The 18,565-nt window shown below is 67.5% G+C and carries 17 protein-coding genes; all 17 read right to left on the bottom strand.

Going from position 1 to position 18,565, the window contains the following annotated elements:
- Positions 1–32: 32 nt before the first annotated feature.
- The 17 genes from ACSQ86_RS08645 to fliK all read right to left on the bottom strand — a co-directional run bounded on the left by ACSQ86_RS08645 (position 33) and on the right by fliK (position 18,563).
- Positions 33–872, bottom strand: a complete 840-nt coding sequence (locus ACSQ86_RS08645; RefSeq protein ID WP_436308762.1) for a MinD/ParA family ATP-binding protein — start codon at positions 870–872, stop codon at positions 33–35.
- Complete coding sequence (flhF, locus tag ACSQ86_RS08640; RefSeq protein WP_436303331.1) at positions 869–3,271, bottom strand: flagellar biosynthesis protein FlhF; 2,403 nt, start codon at positions 3,269–3,271, stop codon at positions 869–871. Before flhF ends, ACSQ86_RS08645 begins: the two co-directional genes overlap by 4 nt.
- Entirely contained in the window at positions 3,268–5,364 is a 2,097-nt protein-coding gene (gene flhA / locus ACSQ86_RS08635; RefSeq protein ID WP_436290786.1) for a flagellar biosynthesis protein FlhA, read from the bottom strand. The genes flhF and flhA overlap by 4 nt, the downstream gene beginning before the upstream one ends.
- A complete protein-coding gene (gene flhB / locus ACSQ86_RS08630) occupies positions 5,361–6,503 on the bottom strand; it encodes a flagellar biosynthesis protein FlhB (protein WP_093102050.1) in 1,143 nt (380 codons plus the stop codon). Before flhB ends, flhA begins: the two co-directional genes overlap by 4 nt.
- Before the next feature lie 111 nt (positions 6,504–6,614).
- Positions 6,615–7,268, bottom strand: coding sequence for a protein phosphatase CheZ (gene cheZ / locus ACSQ86_RS08625; protein WP_093102048.1), 654 nt, complete (start codon positions 7,266–7,268; stop codon positions 6,615–6,617).
- Position 7,269: 1 nt separating this feature from the next.
- A complete protein-coding gene (cheY, locus tag ACSQ86_RS08620) occupies positions 7,270–7,665 on the bottom strand; it encodes a chemotaxis response regulator CheY (protein ID WP_170855469.1) in 396 nt (131 codons plus the stop codon).
- Between the two features lie 31 nt (positions 7,666–7,696).
- A complete protein-coding gene (locus ACSQ86_RS08615; protein WP_436303329.1) occupies positions 7,697–8,782 on the bottom strand; it encodes a protein-glutamate methylesterase/protein-glutamine glutaminase in 1,086 nt (361 codons plus the stop codon).
- The gene (gene cheD / locus ACSQ86_RS08610; protein WP_436303328.1) at positions 8,779–9,387 is read right to left on the bottom strand and encodes a chemoreceptor glutamine deamidase CheD; all 609 of its coding nucleotides are present in this window, start codon (positions 9,385–9,387) and stop codon (positions 8,779–8,781) included. The genes ACSQ86_RS08615 and cheD overlap by 4 nt, the downstream gene beginning before the upstream one ends.
- Complete coding sequence (locus tag ACSQ86_RS08605; protein ID WP_093102041.1) at positions 9,384–10,205, bottom strand: CheR family methyltransferase; 822 nt, start codon at positions 10,203–10,205, stop codon at positions 9,384–9,386. The genes cheD and ACSQ86_RS08605 overlap by 4 nt, the downstream gene beginning before the upstream one ends.
- Positions 10,206–10,304: 99 nt before the next feature.
- Positions 10,305–11,633, bottom strand: coding sequence for an EAL and HDOD domain-containing protein (locus ACSQ86_RS08600; protein WP_436308761.1), 1,329 nt, complete (start codon positions 11,631–11,633; stop codon positions 10,305–10,307).
- Positions 11,634–11,658: 25 nt separating this feature from the next.
- Positions 11,659–13,704: a chemotaxis protein CheA gene (cheA, locus tag ACSQ86_RS08595; RefSeq protein WP_436308760.1), complete on the bottom strand. Its 2,046-nt coding sequence runs from the start codon at positions 13,702–13,704 to the stop codon at positions 11,659–11,661.
- A 30-nt stretch (positions 13,705–13,734) separates the two neighbouring features.
- Complete coding sequence (gene motB / locus ACSQ86_RS08590) at positions 13,735–14,673, bottom strand: flagellar motor protein MotB (RefSeq protein WP_436303325.1); 939 nt, start codon at positions 14,671–14,673, stop codon at positions 13,735–13,737.
- Positions 14,674–14,692: 19 nt separating this feature from the next.
- Complete coding sequence (gene motA / locus ACSQ86_RS08585; protein ID WP_093102034.1) at positions 14,693–15,553, bottom strand: flagellar motor stator protein MotA; 861 nt, start codon at positions 15,551–15,553, stop codon at positions 14,693–14,695.
- 81 nt (positions 15,554–15,634) lie between these two features.
- Complete coding sequence (flhC, locus tag ACSQ86_RS08580) at positions 15,635–16,225, bottom strand: flagellar transcriptional regulator FlhC (protein WP_436306275.1); 591 nt, start codon at positions 16,223–16,225, stop codon at positions 15,635–15,637.
- A 115-nt stretch (positions 16,226–16,340) separates the two neighbouring features.
- Positions 16,341–16,694 carry a flagellar transcriptional regulator FlhD gene (gene flhD / locus ACSQ86_RS08575; protein ID WP_093102030.1) on the bottom strand — a complete coding sequence of 118 codons (354 nt, stop codon included), beginning with the start codon at positions 16,692–16,694 and terminating at the stop codon, positions 16,341–16,343.
- A 257-nt stretch (positions 16,695–16,951) separates the two neighbouring features.
- Complete coding sequence (locus ACSQ86_RS08570; protein WP_436308759.1) at positions 16,952–17,245, bottom strand: EscU/YscU/HrcU family type III secretion system export apparatus switch protein; 294 nt, start codon at positions 17,243–17,245, stop codon at positions 16,952–16,954.
- 58 nt (positions 17,246–17,303) lie between these two features.
- Complete coding sequence (gene fliK / locus ACSQ86_RS08565) at positions 17,304–18,563, bottom strand: flagellar hook-length control protein FliK (protein WP_436308758.1); 1,260 nt, start codon at positions 18,561–18,563, stop codon at positions 17,304–17,306.
- Between the last annotated feature and the right edge of the window lie 2 nt (positions 18,564–18,565).

Genomic DNA, 18,565 nt, shown 5'->3' with positions numbered 1-18,565 from the left:
CCGTTCTTTTCCTTCTCCAAGTTACCGCGGCCTCAGGAGGCCGCGGCGATGTTCGAGCCCAGTGTCTCGCGCGCGGGCGGCACGGCGAGGCTGGCGCCCGGGCGCCAGGGCCACTGCCCCATGTCGGCCGCGATGCGCCGGAAATCCACCGCCGCCGGGCTGGCCGGAAAGGCCTCGACCACGGTGCGGCAGAGGCGCCTGGCGTCGCGCAGGTGCGGATCGGCACGCACCCATCCGGCCGGCTGCAGCGACACGGCCAGGTAGCGGCTGCCGGTCTGGACCAGGTTGGCCATGATCTGCTGCGCCGCCTCGGGATCGGCGACGCCGTTGACCAGCAAACGCAGCTGCTTCAGCGCATGCGCGTAGTGCAGCCGCTTGATGCCCGAGTAGGTGGAGGTGATGGACGCCGCATGGGGCTGCAGCACCAGCACCAGTTCGTCGGCCATCTGCGCCAGCTCCGACAGCCGGCCCTCCCCGTCGAACACGGCGTCGATCAGGATCACGTCGCCCTGCCACAGCCGGCGCGGGTCCGCGCTCGGGTCCTGCGCGCCGGGCAGTGCCGGCAGCACGCTGACGCCGCAGCTCGCGCGCGCAGCGGCGCCTTCGCAGGTCAGCCGCCGCAAGGCCACGTCGGCCAGCGTGCCGAGCGGATCGAGCGACCAGAGGGCGCAGGCGGAGTCCACCGCCATCCCGTGCTCGTCGAGCAGCAGCACGTCCTTGCCCTGCAGCACCAGGGCCGCCCCCAGGTTCATCGCCGTCGTGGTGGCGCCCAGTTCGCGCGCCATGCCGGCCACGGCGACGACGCGCGTCGGCGTGTGCGCCAGCAGGCGCCGCAGGCCGTCAGCTTGATCGGCAACCATCTTGTTGCTCACGTGCCCAGGGCTTCCAGCAGCAGGAACAGCTTGCCCACGCCGACGTAGAGCGCATTGCCCGAGGGCGCGCGGTCGGGCCGTGCCGGGCGGCCGGTCAATTGGTTCAGCAGCGCGCGCGTGCGCTCGGTCCAGTCGCCGCGCGCATGCAGCAGGCGCCAGACGGTGGTGGTCACCTGGCCTGCGACGAGGAGCCGCTTCATCATGTGCGGATCGCCGAGCTCGCCCATGCCGCCGACCAGCTGCAAACCCTGGCGGATCAGCCGGAAGCAGGGCTCGGCCTCGGCGGCCCAGGCCTGCCACTGCGCGAGCTGGCGCACCGTGACTTCGCTGCCGACGTTCGACAACGCATAGCTCTGCGCGAGGATCTTGCGCGTCTTCGCGTCGGTCACGCGCGTCGCGACGCAGCGCAGCGGCGGCAGTTCGGCGTCGCCGCGCAGCAGCACGTCGGCATGCGCCTCGGATTGCAGCGCCGCCTTGCCCTTGAAGCGCACGGGCCGCGTTTCGCCGAACACGAGCGCCAGTCGCGCCAGGGTGCCGGCCTTGCCGGAGCGTGGATCGCTCACCGCCGTGGAGCCCGGCGCGCGCGCCAGCCAGAGCTGGCCCTGCGCCATGAATTCGCTGCCGGGCAGGCGGGGCAGCACGTGCACCACCGTCTTGCCGAAATCCTGCTGGCGCAGCCACTGGGCCTGGCGCATGCCGGGCTTGCGCGCGGCATCGCCGGCGCCGCCAGCGCCTCGCAATGCCGCGGTCGAGAGCCACTGGTTCGGCGCCGCCAGCGGCAGGCCGCTCCTGTCGGACAAGAGCAGGCTGCCCTGGCATTCGTAAGCGTCGCCGCCTTCGTTCGACTTGAGGCCGACCTGGCCGCTGAGCGCGAGCACGTGGGTGTCGCAGCCGGCGGCGATCTCGCTCTTCGCATGCGTCATGAGCGACTGCAGCACCGCCTTGTGGAGCACGTCCTCGTCGGCGGCCTGGCGCCAGAGCTCGCGCGCATGTTCGAAGCCCAGCTCGGCGCCGGTGAGCGCCGTGGCGGCCGCAGCGACTTCCTGCGCATCGTGGGCCATGGCCTGGATCAGCCGCTGGTACTGCATGCGCAGCCGGTCGGTCTCGGCCTGCGCCTGCTCGACTTCCGCTCCGGCGGGCTTATGCTGCAGATCGCTTTCGCCGGGCACGAAGAGCGCGCTGTGGCTCCTGGCCTGGAACACGCTGTCCACCAGCTGGGCGCGCTCGGCCGGCATCAGGTTCTCCGGCACCTTCTGGCCGCTGGAGATGTAGTGCACCGGCAGCCGATGGCGGATCACGGTGTCGATCAGCGCGCCCGGATGGGTGGCCTCGTCGACCTTGGTGAAGATGCAGCCGGCCAGCTCGTTGCCGGCGCCGCCGTGGCGGTAGGCATGCACCACTTCGTTGAGGGTGTCGCCATGGCTGGCGGCGTTGAGCAGCAGCAGCCGCTTCACCGGCCGGTGGCTGTTGCACAGCATCGCGATCTGGTCGGACACCGCGCGGTCGCGCTGGCTCATGCCGACGGTGTCGATCAGCACCATGTGCTTGTCGCGCAGGTCTTCCAGCACCAGGTGCAGATCGGCCGCGTCCTTCACCGCATAGACCGGCACATTGAGGATCTGGCCGTAGATGCGCAGCTGCTCGTAGGCGCCGATCCGGTAGCTGTCGGTGGTCACCAGCGCCAGCTTGTCGGCGCCGAAGCGCATCACGCAGCGCGCCGCGAGCTTGGCGGTGGTGGTGGTCTTGCCGACGCCGGTCGGCCCCATCAGCGCATAGACGCCGCCCTGGGCCAAGAGCGCGTCTTCGTTCTCGAGAATGGGCAGCGTGCGCATCAGCTCGGAGCGCACGAAGGCCATGCCCTGCGCGTAGCTCTGGTTCGCGGGGAGATGCTCCAGCATCGCCTTCGAAAGCCGCGCGCTGAAGCCGGCGCCGAGCAGGGTGCGCAGGAGGCGGCCGCGCATCGGATCGCGGCGCTGCTTGTCGTTCCAGACCACGCTGGCGAGCTGCTCTTCGATCATGCCGCGCATCGAATGCAATTCGCTGAGCACGCTGTCGGTGGGGGCCGCTGGCGCGGGTGCCGGCTGGGGCGCGGGGGTGGGCACAGGCGCGGCGATCGGGGCCGCGGGCTGCTCGCGCATCGCGGGCATTTCAGGCGCGGGAGGCAAGGCCGGTGCAACCGGCGCAAGCGATGCGACAGGCGCCTCGGGCGCGGCCTGCTCCAGCACCTGCTCCACTTCGTCCGGCGCCATGGCGACGATCTCGACGCCGTCGGCCAGCACGCGGTTGGTCAGCACCATCGCCTCGCCGCCGAGGGCTTCGCGCGCCAGGCGCAGCGCTTCGCGGCTGGTGGTGGCAATGAACCTGCGTGCGGTGGTCCGCACGTCCGTGATGATGTTCAAACTCTTCCTCCAATGGTGGCGGTGATCTTGATGTGGCGGGAATCAGGAATCTCGGCGTGCGAGAGAACCTTGAGCTGCGGCAGGCTGCGCCGCAGGAAGCGCGAGAGCAGCACGCGCAATGCGTGCTGCACGACCAGTACCGGCGCCAGGCCCATCTGCTCCTGGCGCGCGATGGCGGCCTGGGCCTGCGTCAGCAGGCTGTCGGCCAGGCCCGGCTCGATGCCGCTGTTGCTGGTGAGGGCCTGCTGCAGCACGCCGTCGAGCGTGCCGTCGAGGCCGATCACCTGCATCTCCGTGTCCCCCGGGAACAGCTGCTGCACGATCGCGCGGCCCAGGGCCAGGCGCGTCAGCGTGGTCAGCTCGGTCGCGTCCTTGATGGTCGGCGCATGCTCGGCCATCACGTCGAGGATGGTGCGCATATCACGGATCGGCACCTCTTCCTCCAGCAGGTTCTGCAGCACCTTGTGCAGCGTGCTCAGCGTCAGCACCTTGGGCACCAGGTCCTCGGTCAGCTTGGGCGCGGTCTTGCCGACCTGGTCGAGCAGCTGCTGCACTTCCTGGCGGCCCAGCAGCTCGGCGGCGTGGGTCTGGATCAGGTGGTTGAGATGGGTGGCCATCACCGTGCAGGCATCGACCACCGTGTAGCCGAAGACCTGCGCCTGCTGGCGCTGGCTGGCGTCGATCCAGACCGCGGGCAGGCCGAAGGCCGGGTCCTGCGTCGGCGTGCCGGGCAGCGTGCCCGTCACCTGCCCCGGGTTGATCGCCATCCACTGGTTGGGGAAGGCTTCGCCGCGGCCGATCTCGACGCCCTTGAGGCTGATGATGTAGGTGTTGGGCTGGATCTCGAGGTTGTCGCGGATGTGCACCACCGGCACCAGGAAGCCGAGCTCCTGCGCGATCTTCTTGCGGATGCTCTTGATACGGCCCAAGAGCTCGCCGTTCTGCGACTGGTCCACCAGCGGAATCAGGCGGTAGCCCACTTCCATGCCCAGCGGGTCAACCAGCGCCACGTCGTCCCAGGTCGCTTCGGCCGATTCGGCCGCCGGCATCGCCGTCGCCTGCGCCGCCGCGGCGGCCTGTTCGGCGGCCTTCTGCGGTGCGCGCAGCAGCAGGCGCCGGCCGAGCCAGACCAGGCCGCCCGCGATCAGCAGGAAGGCCACGTTCGGCATGCCGGGGATCATCCCCATCAGGCCGATGATGGCCGCCGTCAGGAACAGCACCTGCGGGTTCGAGAACAGCTGGCCGGTCAGCTGGCGGCCGACGTCTTCCTCGGTGGTCACGCGCGAGACGATCACGCCGGCTGCGGTCGAGATCACGAGCGCCGGGATCTGCGCCACCAGGCCGTCGCCGATGGCCAGCAGCGTGTAGGTCTTGCCGGCGGTGGAGAAGTCCAGCCCGTGCTGCACCATGCCGACCACCAGGCCGCCGATGATGTTGATGACCATGATGAGCAGGCCGGCCACGGCGTCGCCGCGCACGAACTTGCTGGCGCCGTCCATCGAGCCGTAGAAGTCGGCTTCCTGCGCCACCTCGGTACGGCGCTTGCGCGCCACGTCCTCGCCGATCAGCCCGGCGTTGAGATCGGCGTCGATCGCCATCTGCTTGCCGGGCATGGCGTCGAGCATGAAGCGCGCGCCGACCTCGGCGATGCGGCCCGCGCCCTTGGTGATGACCATGAAGTTGATCAGCACCAGGATGATGAACACCATCACGCCGACCGCGAAGTTGCCGCCGACCAGGAAGTGACCGAAGGCCTCGATCACCTTGCCCGCCGCATCGGTCCCGGTGTGGCCCTGCATCAGCACCACACGCGTCGAGGCCACGTTGAGCGACAGGCGCAGCAGCGTGGAGAACAGCAGCACCGCCGGGAAGGCCGCGAAGTCCAGCGCCTTCATGGTGTACATGCTCACCAGCAGCACCATCACCGACATCGCGATGTTGAAGGTGAACAGCAGGTCCAGCAGGAAGGGCGGCAGCGGCAGCACCATCATGCTCAAAATCATGATGATGAGGATCGGGCCGGCCAGTCCCTTGAACTGGCTGCCGGAAAAGAGCTGCGCCGGTTGACGCATCAGGCTTGCGAGGGCGTTCATGCAGCTTTCACGTTGTATGCGAGGGCCTCGGGAACCGGCAGGTCGGCCGGCGTGCGCGGCGCTTCGCCGCCTTCGCTTTGCCAGCGCTTCAGCTGATAGACCCAGGCCAGCACCTCGGCCACGGCGGTGTAGAGGCCGGTGGGAATCTCGTCCCCCAGCCTGGTGTGCTTGTAGAGCGCGCGCGTGAGCGGCGGCGCCTCGAGGATCGCGACCTTGTTCTCGCGCGCGATCTCGCGGATGCGCTCGGCCACGGCGTCCACGCCCTTGGCCACCACGCGCGGCGCGCGCATGTCGTTGTCGACGTACTTGAGCGCGACGGCGAAGTGCGTCGGGTTGGTGACCACGATGTCGGCCTTGGGCACCTCGGACATCATGCGGCGGCGCGCCATCTGCTGCTGCTGCCGGCGGATCTGCGCCTTGATGTGCGGATCGCCTTCGCTTTCCTTGTGCTCCTGGCGCAGGTCCTCGCGCGACATGCGCAGCTTGCGGTAGTAGCTCCAGAGCTGGAAGGGCACGTCGACCAGCGCGATGAGCAGCAGCGCGGCCGTGATCAGCGCGCAGTTGCGCCCCACCAGCCGAATCGTCTGCGGCAGCGCGGCGCGCTCCGACTGCGCCATCAGCGCCGTGACCTCGTCCATGTTGTCCATGATCACCAGCCAGGCGACGCCGCCGATCAGGAGCGACTTGGCCAGCGCCTTCAGCAGCTCGGCCAGCGACTGCGCGGAGAACAGGCGCTTCACGCCGGCGATCGGATCGAGCTTGTCGAACTTGGGGCCGATGGCCTTGGCAGAGAACAGCCAGCCGCCGAGCATCAGCGGCGCGACCAGCGCGGCGAGCACGATCATGCCGGCGAGCGGCGCCAGCGCGATCAGCGACTGCATCGCCATCAGCCCGGTCTGGGCCAGCATGTAGGAGGGATCGAAGGCGGCCGTGCGATCGAAGTGCAGGCCGTGGCGCAGCGCGCCGCGCATGGTGTTGCCGACCGATTCCGCCGTGAGCCACAGGCCGGCGACGGCGGTGGCGAGCAGAACGAAAGTGACCAGTTCGCGCGAACGGGCCACATTGCCTTCTTCGCGCGCCTTCTCCAGGCGCCGCGGCGAGGCAGGTTCCGTTTTCTCGAGATCGCTTTCTTCAGCCATTCATGCTCCGAAAGAGCATCGGCGAAGACCTCAGCTCATGGCTGAATTATTGGATTCGGTGCCTTGGAACAATCGTTCGATCAAGGCCCGGATTGCCCTCCAACTCGGGCCTTAGAACCCCAGGCTTTCCAGCAAATCGTCGACTTGTGCCTGGTCGGTCACCGCCTCGGGATTGGCGGTGTTGATCTGCGGGCCGTTGAGCAGGTTGTTCTGCGCGCTCGGTGCCGGCTCGTGGCGCTTCTCCATCGGCGTGTTGTCGATCAGCACCTGCAACAGCTGCGTCTCGACGTCGTTGACCACTTCCATCATCTTCTTGATGACCTGGCCGGTCAGGTCCTGGAAATCCTGCGCCATCATGATTTCCATCAACTGCGTGTTGATGGCGCTCGCCTGCTGCGGCACGTGCTGCAGGTAGCCGCGCGTGTCCATCACGAGCTCGCGCGCATGGTCCAGTTCGATCGGGTTCTCGAACCACTGGTCCCAGCGCTTCGTGAGGCCCTTGGCCCGGTCGGCCAGTTCTTCCTGCAGCGGCTGCGCGAGCTCGATCGCGTTGAGCGCCCGGTGCGCCGCCCGCTCGGTCATGCTGGCGACGTAGTTGAGGCGGTCGCGCGCGTCGGGAATGGCTTGCGCGGCGCGGGCGACCTGCTTGTCCAGGCCCAGCTCGCGCAGGCCCTCGCGCAGCTGTCGCGTCAACTGCCCGATGCGTCCCAGCAGTTCCTCGTGAGTGTTGGTCTGCCCTCCGGCATCGGGCACGTTGTGCGTCATGTCATGCCCCTTCTTTCTGGAGCTTCTCGAAAATCTTGACGATCTTTTCCTCGAGCGTCGCGGCCGTGAAGGGCTTGACCACGTAGCCGTTGGCGCCGGCCTGTGCGGCGGCGATGATGTTTTCCTTCTTGGCTTCGGCGGTGACCATCAGCACCGGCAGCTTGGCCAGTTCCGGGTCGGCGCGGATGGTCTGCAGCATGGTCAGGCCGTCCATGTTGGGCATGTTCCAGTCCGAGACCACGAAGCCGAAGTTGCCGCCGCGCAGCTTCTCGATGCCGGCCGCGCCGTCCTCGGCCTCGTCGACGTTGAGGAACTCCAGCTCCTTCAACAGATTGCGCACGATGCGGCGCATGGTCGGGAAGTCGTCCACGACCAAAATTTTGATGCTCTTATCGATCACGATTTCTCCACTGACAGTTCAAAAAGGTTCAAACCCGGTTCGCGCGCTCGCCGAAGGTGCGCAGGTGCGCCAGCACGCGGCGGCTGATCTCGTTCAACGGCGACACCTCGTCCACCGCGCCCAGCGCGACCGCCTCGCGCGGCATGCCGTAGACCACGCAGCTCGCCTCGTCCTGCGCCAGGGTGTGGGCGCCGGCCCGCTTCATGCGCAGCAGGCCTTCGGCGCCGTCCTTGCCCATGCCGGTGAGGATCATTCCGATCGCGTTCTTGCCGGCGTGCTTGGCCGCCGAATCGAACAGCACGTCGATCGAGGGCCGATGCCGGTTCACCGGCGGCTCCTGGTCCAGATGCGCGACGTAGTTGGCACCGCTGCGGGCGAGCGACAGGTGGTAGCCGCCGGGCGCGATGTAGGCATAGCCCGGCAGCACGCGCTCGCCGTGCTCGGCCTCCTTCACGTGGATGCGGCACAGGCCGTCCAGCCGCTGGGCGAAGGAGCGCGTGAAGCCGGGCGGCATGTGCTGGGCGATCAGCACCGCCGGCGCGTCGGGCGGCAGCGGCTGCAGCACCTCGCGGATCGCTTCAGTCCCGCCGGTCGAGGCGCCGATGATGATGAGCTTCTCGGTGGAGAGCAGCGGGCTGCGCAGCAGCGGCTCCTGCGCATGATCCGCCGCGGGCCGCTGCGCGCTCGCATGCCGGCTCGGCAGCAGGCGCGCGCTGGCGGCGACGCGGATCTTGCCGGCGATGAGCTCGGTGTAGTTGAGCAGGCCGTCGCGCACGCCGAGCCGCGGCTTGGTGACGAAATCGATCGCGCCGAGCTCCAGCGCGCGCAGCGCGATCTCGGAGCCGCGCTCGGTCAGCGAGGACACCATGACCACCGGCATGGGCCGCAGGCGCATGAGCTTCTCGAGGAACTCCAGCCCGTCCATGCGCGGCATCTCGACGTCGAGCGTGAGCACGTCGGGGTTGGTCTGCTTGATGAGGTCGCGCGCCACCAGAGGGTCCGCCGCCGTGCCGACCACGCTCATGTCGCTCTGGCTGTTGATGATCTCGGTCATTACGCTGCGGATCAGCGCCGAATCGTCGACGCAGAGCACCTTGATCTTGTTGCCGCTCATGCCACCCAACTCCCTTTGTCATTGGCGACGGAGAGCCGGCGCAGCAGCTCGCCCTCCTCGCGCTGAATCGACTGCACGTCGATCCGCGTGCGCAGCTTGCGCACCACGGCCTTGCCGCTGCGCGGCAGCAGGCACACGCGGCGCGCATGCTGGCCGCGCAGGTCCTGCGCCGCGACGGCGATGCGCTCGGCCTTCAGGTAGCGCAGCACGAAGTCGGCATTGCGGTCGCCGATGTTGAGCGTGGTCATGTTGGCGAGCACCGCGGCGCCGCCGAAGACCTTGGCCTGCAGCCGATCGCGGCGCGCGCCGGCGCGCAGCATCTCGCCGATCAGCACCTCCATCGCATAGGCGCCGTAGCGCATCGACTCGACCTGGCCGCGCGTTCCGGGCTCGCCGTCTTCCGGCAGCATGAAGTGGTTCATGCCCGCGACGCCGGCGTCCAGGTCCACGATGCAGGCCGCCACGCAGGAGCCCAGCACCGTGGTCAGCGCGATGTCGGTGGTGGTGACGTAGTACTCGGAAGGCAGCAGCTTGACCGCCATGCAGTCGAGGTCGCGGTCGAAGTAGTGATGGCTGGCCACCGAGCCCGGCACCGCTGCGCTCATGACTTGCCCTTGCTGAGCTCGTACACGGTCTGACCCACGGCCTTGAAGCTCGGGCTGACCAGCGAGGCGTTCTCCGAATGGCCGGCGAACAGCAGGCCCTCGGGCTTGAGCAGCGGCGCGAAGCGGTCGAGCACCTTCTTCTGCGTCGGCTTGTCGAAATAGATCATCACGTTGCGGCAGAAGATCGCGTCCACCGGCTCCTTCACAGGCCAGGTCGGATCGAGCAGGTTGAGCCGCCCGAACTTGACCATTGCTGCGACTTCGGGACGCACGCGCACCTTGCCGGCGTTGCTGCCGGTGCCCTTGCTGAAGAAGCGCCGCAGCCGCTCGGTGGACAGCCGGTTGACCTGCTCCAGCGTGAAGACGCCGGCCGAGGCCTTGGCCAGCACCGCGGTGTCGATGTCGGTGGCGATCACGCGGGCCGTGCTCGCGCGCTCGCCGAGCGCCTCGATCAGGGTGATGGCGATCGAATAGGGTTCCTCGCCGGTGGATGCGGCCGCGCACCAGATCGTGACCGGCTGCTTGCTCTTGCGCACGTGCGCGGCGAGCACCGGGAAATGATGGGCCTCGCGGAAGAAGGACGTGAGGTTGGTGGTCAGCGAGTTGATGAAGGCCTGCCACTCCTCGCCGTCGCGGCTGGCTTCGAGCAGCTCCAGGTAGGTCGAGAACTCGGGCAGGCGCAGCTCGCGCAGGCGGCGCGAAAGCCGGCTGTAGACCATCTGGCGCTTCTGCTCGCCCAGGGCGATGCCGGCGCGGTGATGGATCAGCGTCCGGATCCTGGAAAAGTCGCTATCGGTAAAGAGGAATTCGGAGTTCAAAGTCAGCGCCGGTACATGACTTTCAATGTACACAGCGCTCACCTTTTCCAATGGCCCGATCAGGGGTGCAAAAGTCCTGCATCTCGGGCCACGCCTTCATCAGTACGTCGCTTCGGCGGGGCTCACGTCCTGCGCCCAGACGAGCGCGGAGAGATGCGCTGCATTGACTTGTTCGGTGCTCATGAACAGCGCCTCCGACAGCTGCGCGGCCCGGACACCGTCCTCGTCGCAGCTCTCCGCGAGCGCGAGGAAGGGGCCGTACATGCCCTCGCGCGCGAGGATGGCCTGCTGCACCGATTCGCTGAGCTGCACCTTGCCCAGCACCTCCTGCATGGTGACGCCCAGCAGCTGGTCGATCATCGAGAACATGCCGACCACGAACAAGTTGTCGGCCTCGCCGGACGGCAGCATCCCCTCGCCCATCAACTCGACGAAGCGGCCGCGGATGATCGCCTTCTTCATCAGGAAGGGCGGGCTGGCCTTGGCGTTGCTGGTCGCCAGCAGCAGCGACAGCCAGCGGAACAGGGGCGAGTAGCCGAGCATCGTCACCGCGTGACGCAGCGAATGGATCTCCACCCCCACGCCGATGGCGGGCGAATTCATGTGGCGCAGGAGCCTGTAGGTCAGCGCGGCGTCGTGTTTGAGGGCCGCCTCGATCTCGCGCAGGTCCTCGTTGCGCTGGATCATCTGCATCAGCCGCACGATCAGCATCGACTCGGGCTGCAGGGTGCGGCCGGCCTCCTCCTTCTCCGGCTGCATGCCGGTCCCGTCGAGGAACACATCGACGCGGCGCGCCGCGCAGGCGTCGAAATCCTTCCAGGTGGCGATGCGCGTGGCGATGAGGTGCAGCGGCTCGCCCGGCGGCTCCTCGCGCCGCAGCTTGGCCACCAGGTCGAGATGGCCGGTGCCGACATCGAAGTGGGTGACGAGGCCGCGCAGCTCGGGATCTTCCGGCAGCGCCTCGGCGCCGCACAGCATGAAGCGAAAGCCCTGCTCGCGCAGGAACAGCAGGATGGGCCGCACGTCCGCATCCATGAGCGCATCCGGCCCCAGGCACAGCACCACGTTGTCCGGCGGCAGCCCCTGCAGCTCGCTGGCCGCCAGCGTCTCGGCCGTCACGTCGAAGAAGAGCACGGTATGGCCGAGCCGCCATCCGGTCTTGGGCGGATTGAGGTGCCTGGCCACGCAGCTCACGAAGGCCTTGAACAGCTCGGCCGCGCCCGCGGCGTTGTATTGCGCCGCCGGCTGCCATGCGAGCCTGTAGCCCGCAACGCGCTTCTGCGTGTCCAGCAGCAAGGCATAGGTCAGATAGCCGTCGGTGCTGCGCTCCTGCGCAGCCGGCAGTTGCGCGGCGGAGACCTCTTCCGTCGCTGCGTCACCGACCGAAGCGTTGTCGGAATCGTGACGCCGGAAAAAATCGAAGCGCATGTTCTTGTCTCCGTCTGTGTCTCGCTCAGTGGGCGGTGGCGGCGGCGTCGATCCTGGAGGCACCGGCCAGCGCGGCGGCGCTTGCCGCCTGCGCACGCTGGATGCGCGGCATGGCGCCGACGTCGATGATGAAGGCCACGCTGCCGTCGCCCAGGATGGTCGCGGCCGAGATGCCTGGCACCTTGCGGTAGTTGGTCTCGAGGTTCTTGACCACGACCTGGTGCTGTCCGAGCAGCTCGTCGACCAGCAGCGCGAAGCGCGCATCGTCGGCCTGCACGATCACCAGGATGCCCTGCGTCGGTTGCGTCTGCGCACCGGCCACGTCGAAGACGCGGTGCAGTTCGATCAGCGGCAGGTACTCGCCGCGCACCTTGATGACGTGGCCGTCGGCGGTGATCGAATGCAGATGCTCCGGCAGCGGCTGCAGCGACTCGATCACATAGCTGAGCGGCAGGATGTAGGCCTCCTCGCCGACCTTGACCGACATGCCGTTCAGGATGGCCAGCGTCAGCGGCAGCACGATGCGCGTGGTGGTGCCGCGGCCTTCGCGCGAGCTGATCTCCACATGGCCGCCCATCTCCTGGATGTTGCGCTTGACCACGTCCATGCCCACGCCGCGCCCGGAGATGTCGGTGACCTGTTCCGCCGTCGAGAAGCCGGGCGCGAAGATCAGCTGCCACACCTCCTCGTCGGGCATCGCGTCGCTCACGGCCAGCCCTTGCTGCTGCGCCTTTGCGAGGATCTTCTCGCGGTTGAGACCGGCGCCGTCGTCGCTGACCTCGATCACGATGTTGCCGCCATGGTGCTGGGCCGACAGCAGCAGCTGGCCAGTGGCCTCCTTGCCCTTGGCGAGGCGCTGCTCGGGCGTCTCGATGCCGTGGTCCAGGCTGTTGCGCACCAGGTGCGTGAGCGGATCCACGATGCGTTCGATGAGCCCCTTGTCGAGCTCGGTTTCCTTGCCGTAGGTGTCGAGGCGAACCTGCTTGCCGAGCTTGGCGCTGACATCGCGGATCACGCGCGGGAAGCGGCTGAACACGTAGTCCATCGGCATCATGCGGATCGACATCACGGACTCCTGCAGATCGCGCGCATTGCGTTCGAGGTGGCCGAGGCCGCTCAGGAAGCGCTCGTAGGCCACCGGGTCGAGCATCGTCGCCGCCTGCGTCAGCATCGACTGCGTGATCACCAGCTCGCCCACCAGGTTGATGAGCTGGTCGACCTTCTCCACGTCGACGCGGATCGAGCTGGACTCCTTGGCGTTCGCGGCTGCAGCCACCGGTGCGGCGGATGCGCTCGCCGGCTTCGGCGCAGCGACGGCCGGGCTCGCTGCCGCCGGCGCCGCTTCCGGCGCGATCGCTGCTGCCGCCTCCTCGGGCTGCGCCGCCTCGCGCGTGATCTCGATCTGCGATTCGTCGATGACAAAGCAGCACACGGCGACGATGTCGTCGGGCGCGCAGGTGGTCTCGAGCATCACGGTCAACTGGTCATTGCTGCGCGTGCGCGAGAGCACGCGGCCGAGGTTGCCCAGTTCGTCGGCGAGCAGATCGCACTCGCTGTCGGAGAGACGCGCGAAGCGGATGCGCAGCGCGCCCTCCGCTGCTGGGGCGGCCGCCGCAACCGGCGCGGCAACCACCGGGGCGGGCGCGGGCGCAGCCGGCAGTGACGCCGGAGCGGCCTCGGCGGCGCCGTTTTCGCGCGCCAGCTGCTGCAGCACCGCACAGATGTGCGCGACCGTTTCGGTTTCAGGCTCTTTGCCCGCCTGATAGGCAGTGAGTTGTTCTTGCAAGGCGTCCTTCGTTTCCAAAAAGGCGTCGATCATCGGACTGCTCAGGCTCAGCTGGCCATGGCGTGCCCGGTCCAAAAGGGTCTCCAGCAGGTGCGTCGTATCCGTCAGCGCCGTGAAGCCGAAAGTGGCCGCGCCGCCCTTGATCGAATGCGCGGCGCGGAAGATGGCGTTGAGCTGCTCGCTGTCCGGCGACTCGACGTCGAGTTCGAGAAGCAGCTGCTCCATCTCCGCCAGAAGCTCGATGGCTTCGACGAAAAAGGCCTGGGTAAACTGACTGAGGTCCATCGTTGCTCCGAAACCGGATTTCTTTTTTCGCTAGGGGTGTGCAGGTGTTGGCGGCCTGTAGGCCGTCACCTTGACGTTGTCGACCGGGAGAATGCGCACCGGCGGCTTGCCGGCCCGCGTGGGCGCGGCACCGTCGCCGCTGTTCTCGCGCTCGATCTGCTGCTGCGTGCGGTGATTGAGCAGGATGATGCTGATGCGGCGGTTGATCGGGTTGCGCGGTTCGGCCTTGTCCAGGTGCATGCTGTCGGCCAGGCCGACGACGCGCAGCACCTTGTCTTCGGCCATGCCGCCCATCACCAGCTCGCGCCGCGAGGCGTTGGCCCGGTCGGCCGACAGCTCCCAGTTGCCGTAGGACTTGTCGCCGTTGGTGTAGACGATCGCATCGGTGTGGCCCGAGAGCGTGATCTTGTTCGGCAGCTCGTTGAGCGCCGGTCCGATCTCGCGCAGGATGGCGCGCATGTGCGGCACCAGCCGCGCGCTGGCCAGGTCGAACATGGGACGGTTCTCGTTGTCCACGATCTGCAGGCGCAGCCCCTCGGTCGTGATGTCGATCAGGATCTGCGAGCGGAACTGCTTGAAGACCGGGCTGTTCTCGATCAGCGCGTCGAGCCGCTTCTTCATGCTCTCCAGGCGGTTCGCATCGGCTTCGTCGTCGGCATCGGCGTTGACGCGCCGCATTTCGCCGTCGACGTTCGACGTCGGGTCGGTGCCGCCGCCCGGAATCACGCTGTCGCTGGTGCTGCTCTTCTCGCCGCCGTTGATGGCCACCTTCAGCGGCATGCGGAAGTGTTCCGCGATGCCTTCGCGCTGCTTCGGGCTCGCATTGGAGAGCAGCCACATCACGAGGAAGAAGGCCATCATGGCCGTCATGAAGTCGGCATAGGCGATCTTCCACCCGCCGCCGCCGTGCCCGCCGCCACCGGCCGCGGCAACGCGTCTGACGACGATCCGGCCCTTTTCTGCGCTCATGGTGCTGCTCTCGTCCGGATCACCGGGCCTTGACTTCGCGGACGTGGCTGTCCAGCTCGGTGAAGGAGGGCCGCTCCGTGGAGAACAAAACCTTGCGGCCGAACTCCACCGCCAGCTGCGGCGCATAGCCGTTGAGGCTGGCGAGCAGGGTCACCTTGGCGCACTGGTACAGCTTCATGCCGTCCGACACCTTCTGCTCGATCAGCGAGGCCAGCGGCGAGACGAAGCCGTAGGCCAGCAGCACGCCGAGGAAGGTGCCGACCATGGCGTGCGCGATCAGCGCCCCCATCTCGGAGGGCGGCAGGTCGGCCGAGCCGAGCGCATGGACCACGCCCATCACGGCCGCGACGATGCCCAGCGCGGGCAGCGCATCGCTGACCCGCGTCAGGCTGTGCACCGGCATCTCGGCCTCGTGCTTGATGGTCTCGATCTCGTGGTCCATCAGCGCCTCGATCTCGAAGGCGTCGGTGTTGCCGCTGATCACCAGCCGCAGGTAGTCGCAGAGGAACTCCATGACGCTGGCGTCGGCCAGGATGGTGGGATAGCGCGTGAAGATCTGGCTCTGGGCCGGGTCCTCGACGTCGGTCTCCAGCTTCATCATCCCTTCCTTGCGCGCCTTGGCCAGCAGCTCGTAGAGCAGCGCCAGCAGGTCCATGTAGAGCTGGCGGTTGTGCTTGGACGAGCGCAGCAGGAGCGGCAGCTCCTTGAGCGTGGCCTTGATGGTCTTGCCGTTGTTGCCCGCCACGAAGGCGCCCACCGCGGCGCCGCCGATCATCAACAGCTCCACCGGCTGGAACAGGACGCCGAAGTGCCCGCCCATCAGGGCGTAGCCGCCGAACACGGCCCCCAGGACCACCAGATAACCAACCAGAACGAGCACGCGCTTCCCCTAATGCCGCTTCCGGCGTCGAATCAAAAAACCTCGCCTCCCAAACCGAACGCCGGGGAATCAAGGACCCTTTCAGTGCAATCCGCCGGCCTCCAGCGTCGATTCCACGGCAAACCCAGCGTGTCCCACTGCGAGCGCCGCGCGCTTCGCGCCGCGCACCTTGCCCGCGCGCGAAGGCGGCCGGCACAGAACGCACACGTAGCCGTTCTTGCTGTCGTGCGCGTGCGCCACGAACTTGCCGCCGCACCGGCAACACGCACTCAACTGCAGCATGTCGCTGTCGAAAAATCGCACCATCGTGTAGGCGCGTGTGAAATCCAGCACAATTTCGCCGCCCTGCGATTCAATTTGCTCCAGATATAGCCGGTAGCTTTTGATCAGTGCCTGCAAACCGTTCTCGTTTGCGTGCGTCAACATGAATTGATACATGTTGTAAAACATCGACGAATGGATATTGGCCAGCCAGGTCATGTACCAGTCCGTCGAAAAGGGCAGCAAACCCTTGGGCGGCGAAACGCCCTTGAGCTCCTTGTAGAGACGGATCAGGCGCTCGCGGCTCAAGCTCACCTCGGCCTCGAGGAACTGGAGGCGTGCGCCGAGCCCAATCAGCTCGATCGCGAGCTGGACCTCGCGCACTTCTCCGAGGACGCTTTTAGTCGTCATTCGGCAACCTCCGCGCTGCGCGCTGCGGTATTCGCCTTGGGAACTGCCCTGCGGCAAATTGAGCAACCTCCGCGCTTGCGCGCTGCGGTATTCGCCTTGGGAACTGCCCTGCGGCTCATGCAGCCACGCCTTCAAGCATCGACAGCCGTCGCGCCGACATCAGGATCGACATGTGCGCCTGCTGCAGGGTCGTGTCCTTCCCCTCGCCGACCACGGCCGACATCGACGGATGGTCGTCGAGGCGGAAGCTGCACAGCAGGAAGTTCGATGCCGCCAGTTTGAGGATCTGGGCCAGCGACATGTTGGCGAGCATGTCCGCCAGTTCGCGGCTCACCCCGAGCCTGAACATGGCGGCCGCGCGGTCCTGTTTGACGAGCTTCTGGGCCAGCAGCATGTAGGCGAGGTTGAGGTCGCCGATTTCCTTGGAAATCTCGCCGCTCGCGGCGTTCTTCACGTTATCCGGTTCCACTTTTGCACTCCGTTCAATCAAGGCTTCAGTCTATCCAGAGTTATTTACAAATGTAACTTCTTCAGATTTATGTATCTGAAAGTGAGAAATAAATTACGCCTTGTCTCCGCCCTCCGTGCGATACCCGGTTTTGTGTGATTTATTTCGTAGACCAAATTCATTCACTTTAATAACGATCGACCTCGCTTAATTCGGAAGAAAAAAGTTCTAATTCACCAAGACAAAAATATGTCAATGAATATGAATAATAAAAAGTATTAATTTCCATGCCCTGAACCTCCGGACTCGGCCTCCTCCAGCCGGTGGATCCAGGCCATGACTTCGGCCACCGCCAGGTACAGCTGCGGCGGGATCTGCTGGTCGAGATCGACCTGCATCAGCAGCTTGTTCAGGGCCGGCGAGGCATGGACGTAGAGGCCGTTCTCGCGCGCCTCGCGCATGATCGATTCCGCCGTCACGCCGTAGCCCTTGGCCACGACCACGGGGGCCCGGGTCTTGTCCAGATAGGACAGGGCCACCGCGCTCTGGCGTTCGTCGGTGCCGGGAGTCATTGAGCAACCTCCGCGCGATGCGCTGCGGTGCTATTCGACTTGGGAGCGGCCCGGCGTCTCATGACTTGTCCTTCGCGGCGATCTGCAGTTCCTGCAGCCGCAGGCCCGCGGCCTCGAAACGCTGCACCAGCCGGTTGCTGTCGGCGCGCAGGCGCGCTGCGGTGCTCGCCTCGCTGGCCGCCAACTGCGCCTGGACCTGGGAGCCGGTGAGCCTCAGGCGCAAGTCCACGGCGCCCAGCCGGGGCAAGCCCAGCGAGACCGTGGTGGTCCAGCTTCGCGCAGCGGGTTCATGAGGCGCATCGCCCTGCGGCTTTGCATCCTCTTCCTGGATCGACCACGTCATCGGGACCTCCGGCCACGCCTGACCGCTCCAGCGGAACACCGCCGTGGCCAGCAGGTCGAGCTGCTGGTGCACCACGGTCGCGGCTTGCGGGTGGATCACTTCGCCGGCAGGCAGCGCCTGAACCGGTGCCGCGGCGGCATGGCGCAGCGTCGCCTCTTCCGCACGCGGCACAGGCGGCGCCTCCGGTGGTGCGGCGGACGGTGCCGCCTCGCCCCGGCGATAGGCCGCCTGCACGCGCGCGGCATCGGCCGCAGGCGCGACGGTCTCGGCGTGAACCTGAGGCGCCGGTGCGCGCGGCGGCAGCGCACCATCGCTCGCGCCGGCCTCGGCGGGCGAGCGCGGCGCACCGGGCGCACCGGGCGCACCGGGCGCGCCGGCCGCCGGCAGCACCGGCTTCAGCGTCTCGGCCGCGATGGCTGTGGCGGTAGCAAGGGGTTGGGCGGCGGTCTCGGGCCCCGCGCTCCTTACAGGCGCCCAGCGCGCTTGCGGCTCCTGCGCCAGCTGCGCCAGCGTGCGGGTGCCGGCTGCGAACTCGCGCAAATGCGATTCGTAGAACAGGCCGCTCGCGTTCACGGTCTGCGCCAGCGTGCCGGCGAGCGCGGCGGCCGAAGGCTGCTGCTGCGAGGACGGCCACATCGGCGATGCCCCCCGCAGCGGGCCGGCGTCGGGAAACTCCGCCAGCAAGGCGCCGATGACGCGCGCCGCCACCGACAACCGCGCGGCGGCCGGCCCGGCCGCATCGGGCTGGCCTGGAGCGGACTGGCCTGGCGCTGCCGCTGCGCCCGCGGTCGGCGCGTGCCGGCCCAGGGCCATCTCGGGCGGCAGGCGAATGTCGTTGACGACCTCCCGCACCCCCACCACGGGCCCCGTGGCCGCATCCGTCCCGACCTGGCTCTGCTGCAGCGCGAGCAGTTCCAGCCGCGGCGCGAGCTTTGCGCTCAGCAGCGTATCGACCAGGCCGGAAAGTCTGTTCATGG

The organism is Variovorax sp. LjRoot130 (assembly GCF_964253755.1).
Lineage (GTDB): Bacteria > Pseudomonadota > Gammaproteobacteria > Burkholderiales > Burkholderiaceae_C > Variovorax.
Note: the sequence above shows the minus strand (reverse complement) of the source record. Positions and strands in the feature narration are given on the sequence as shown.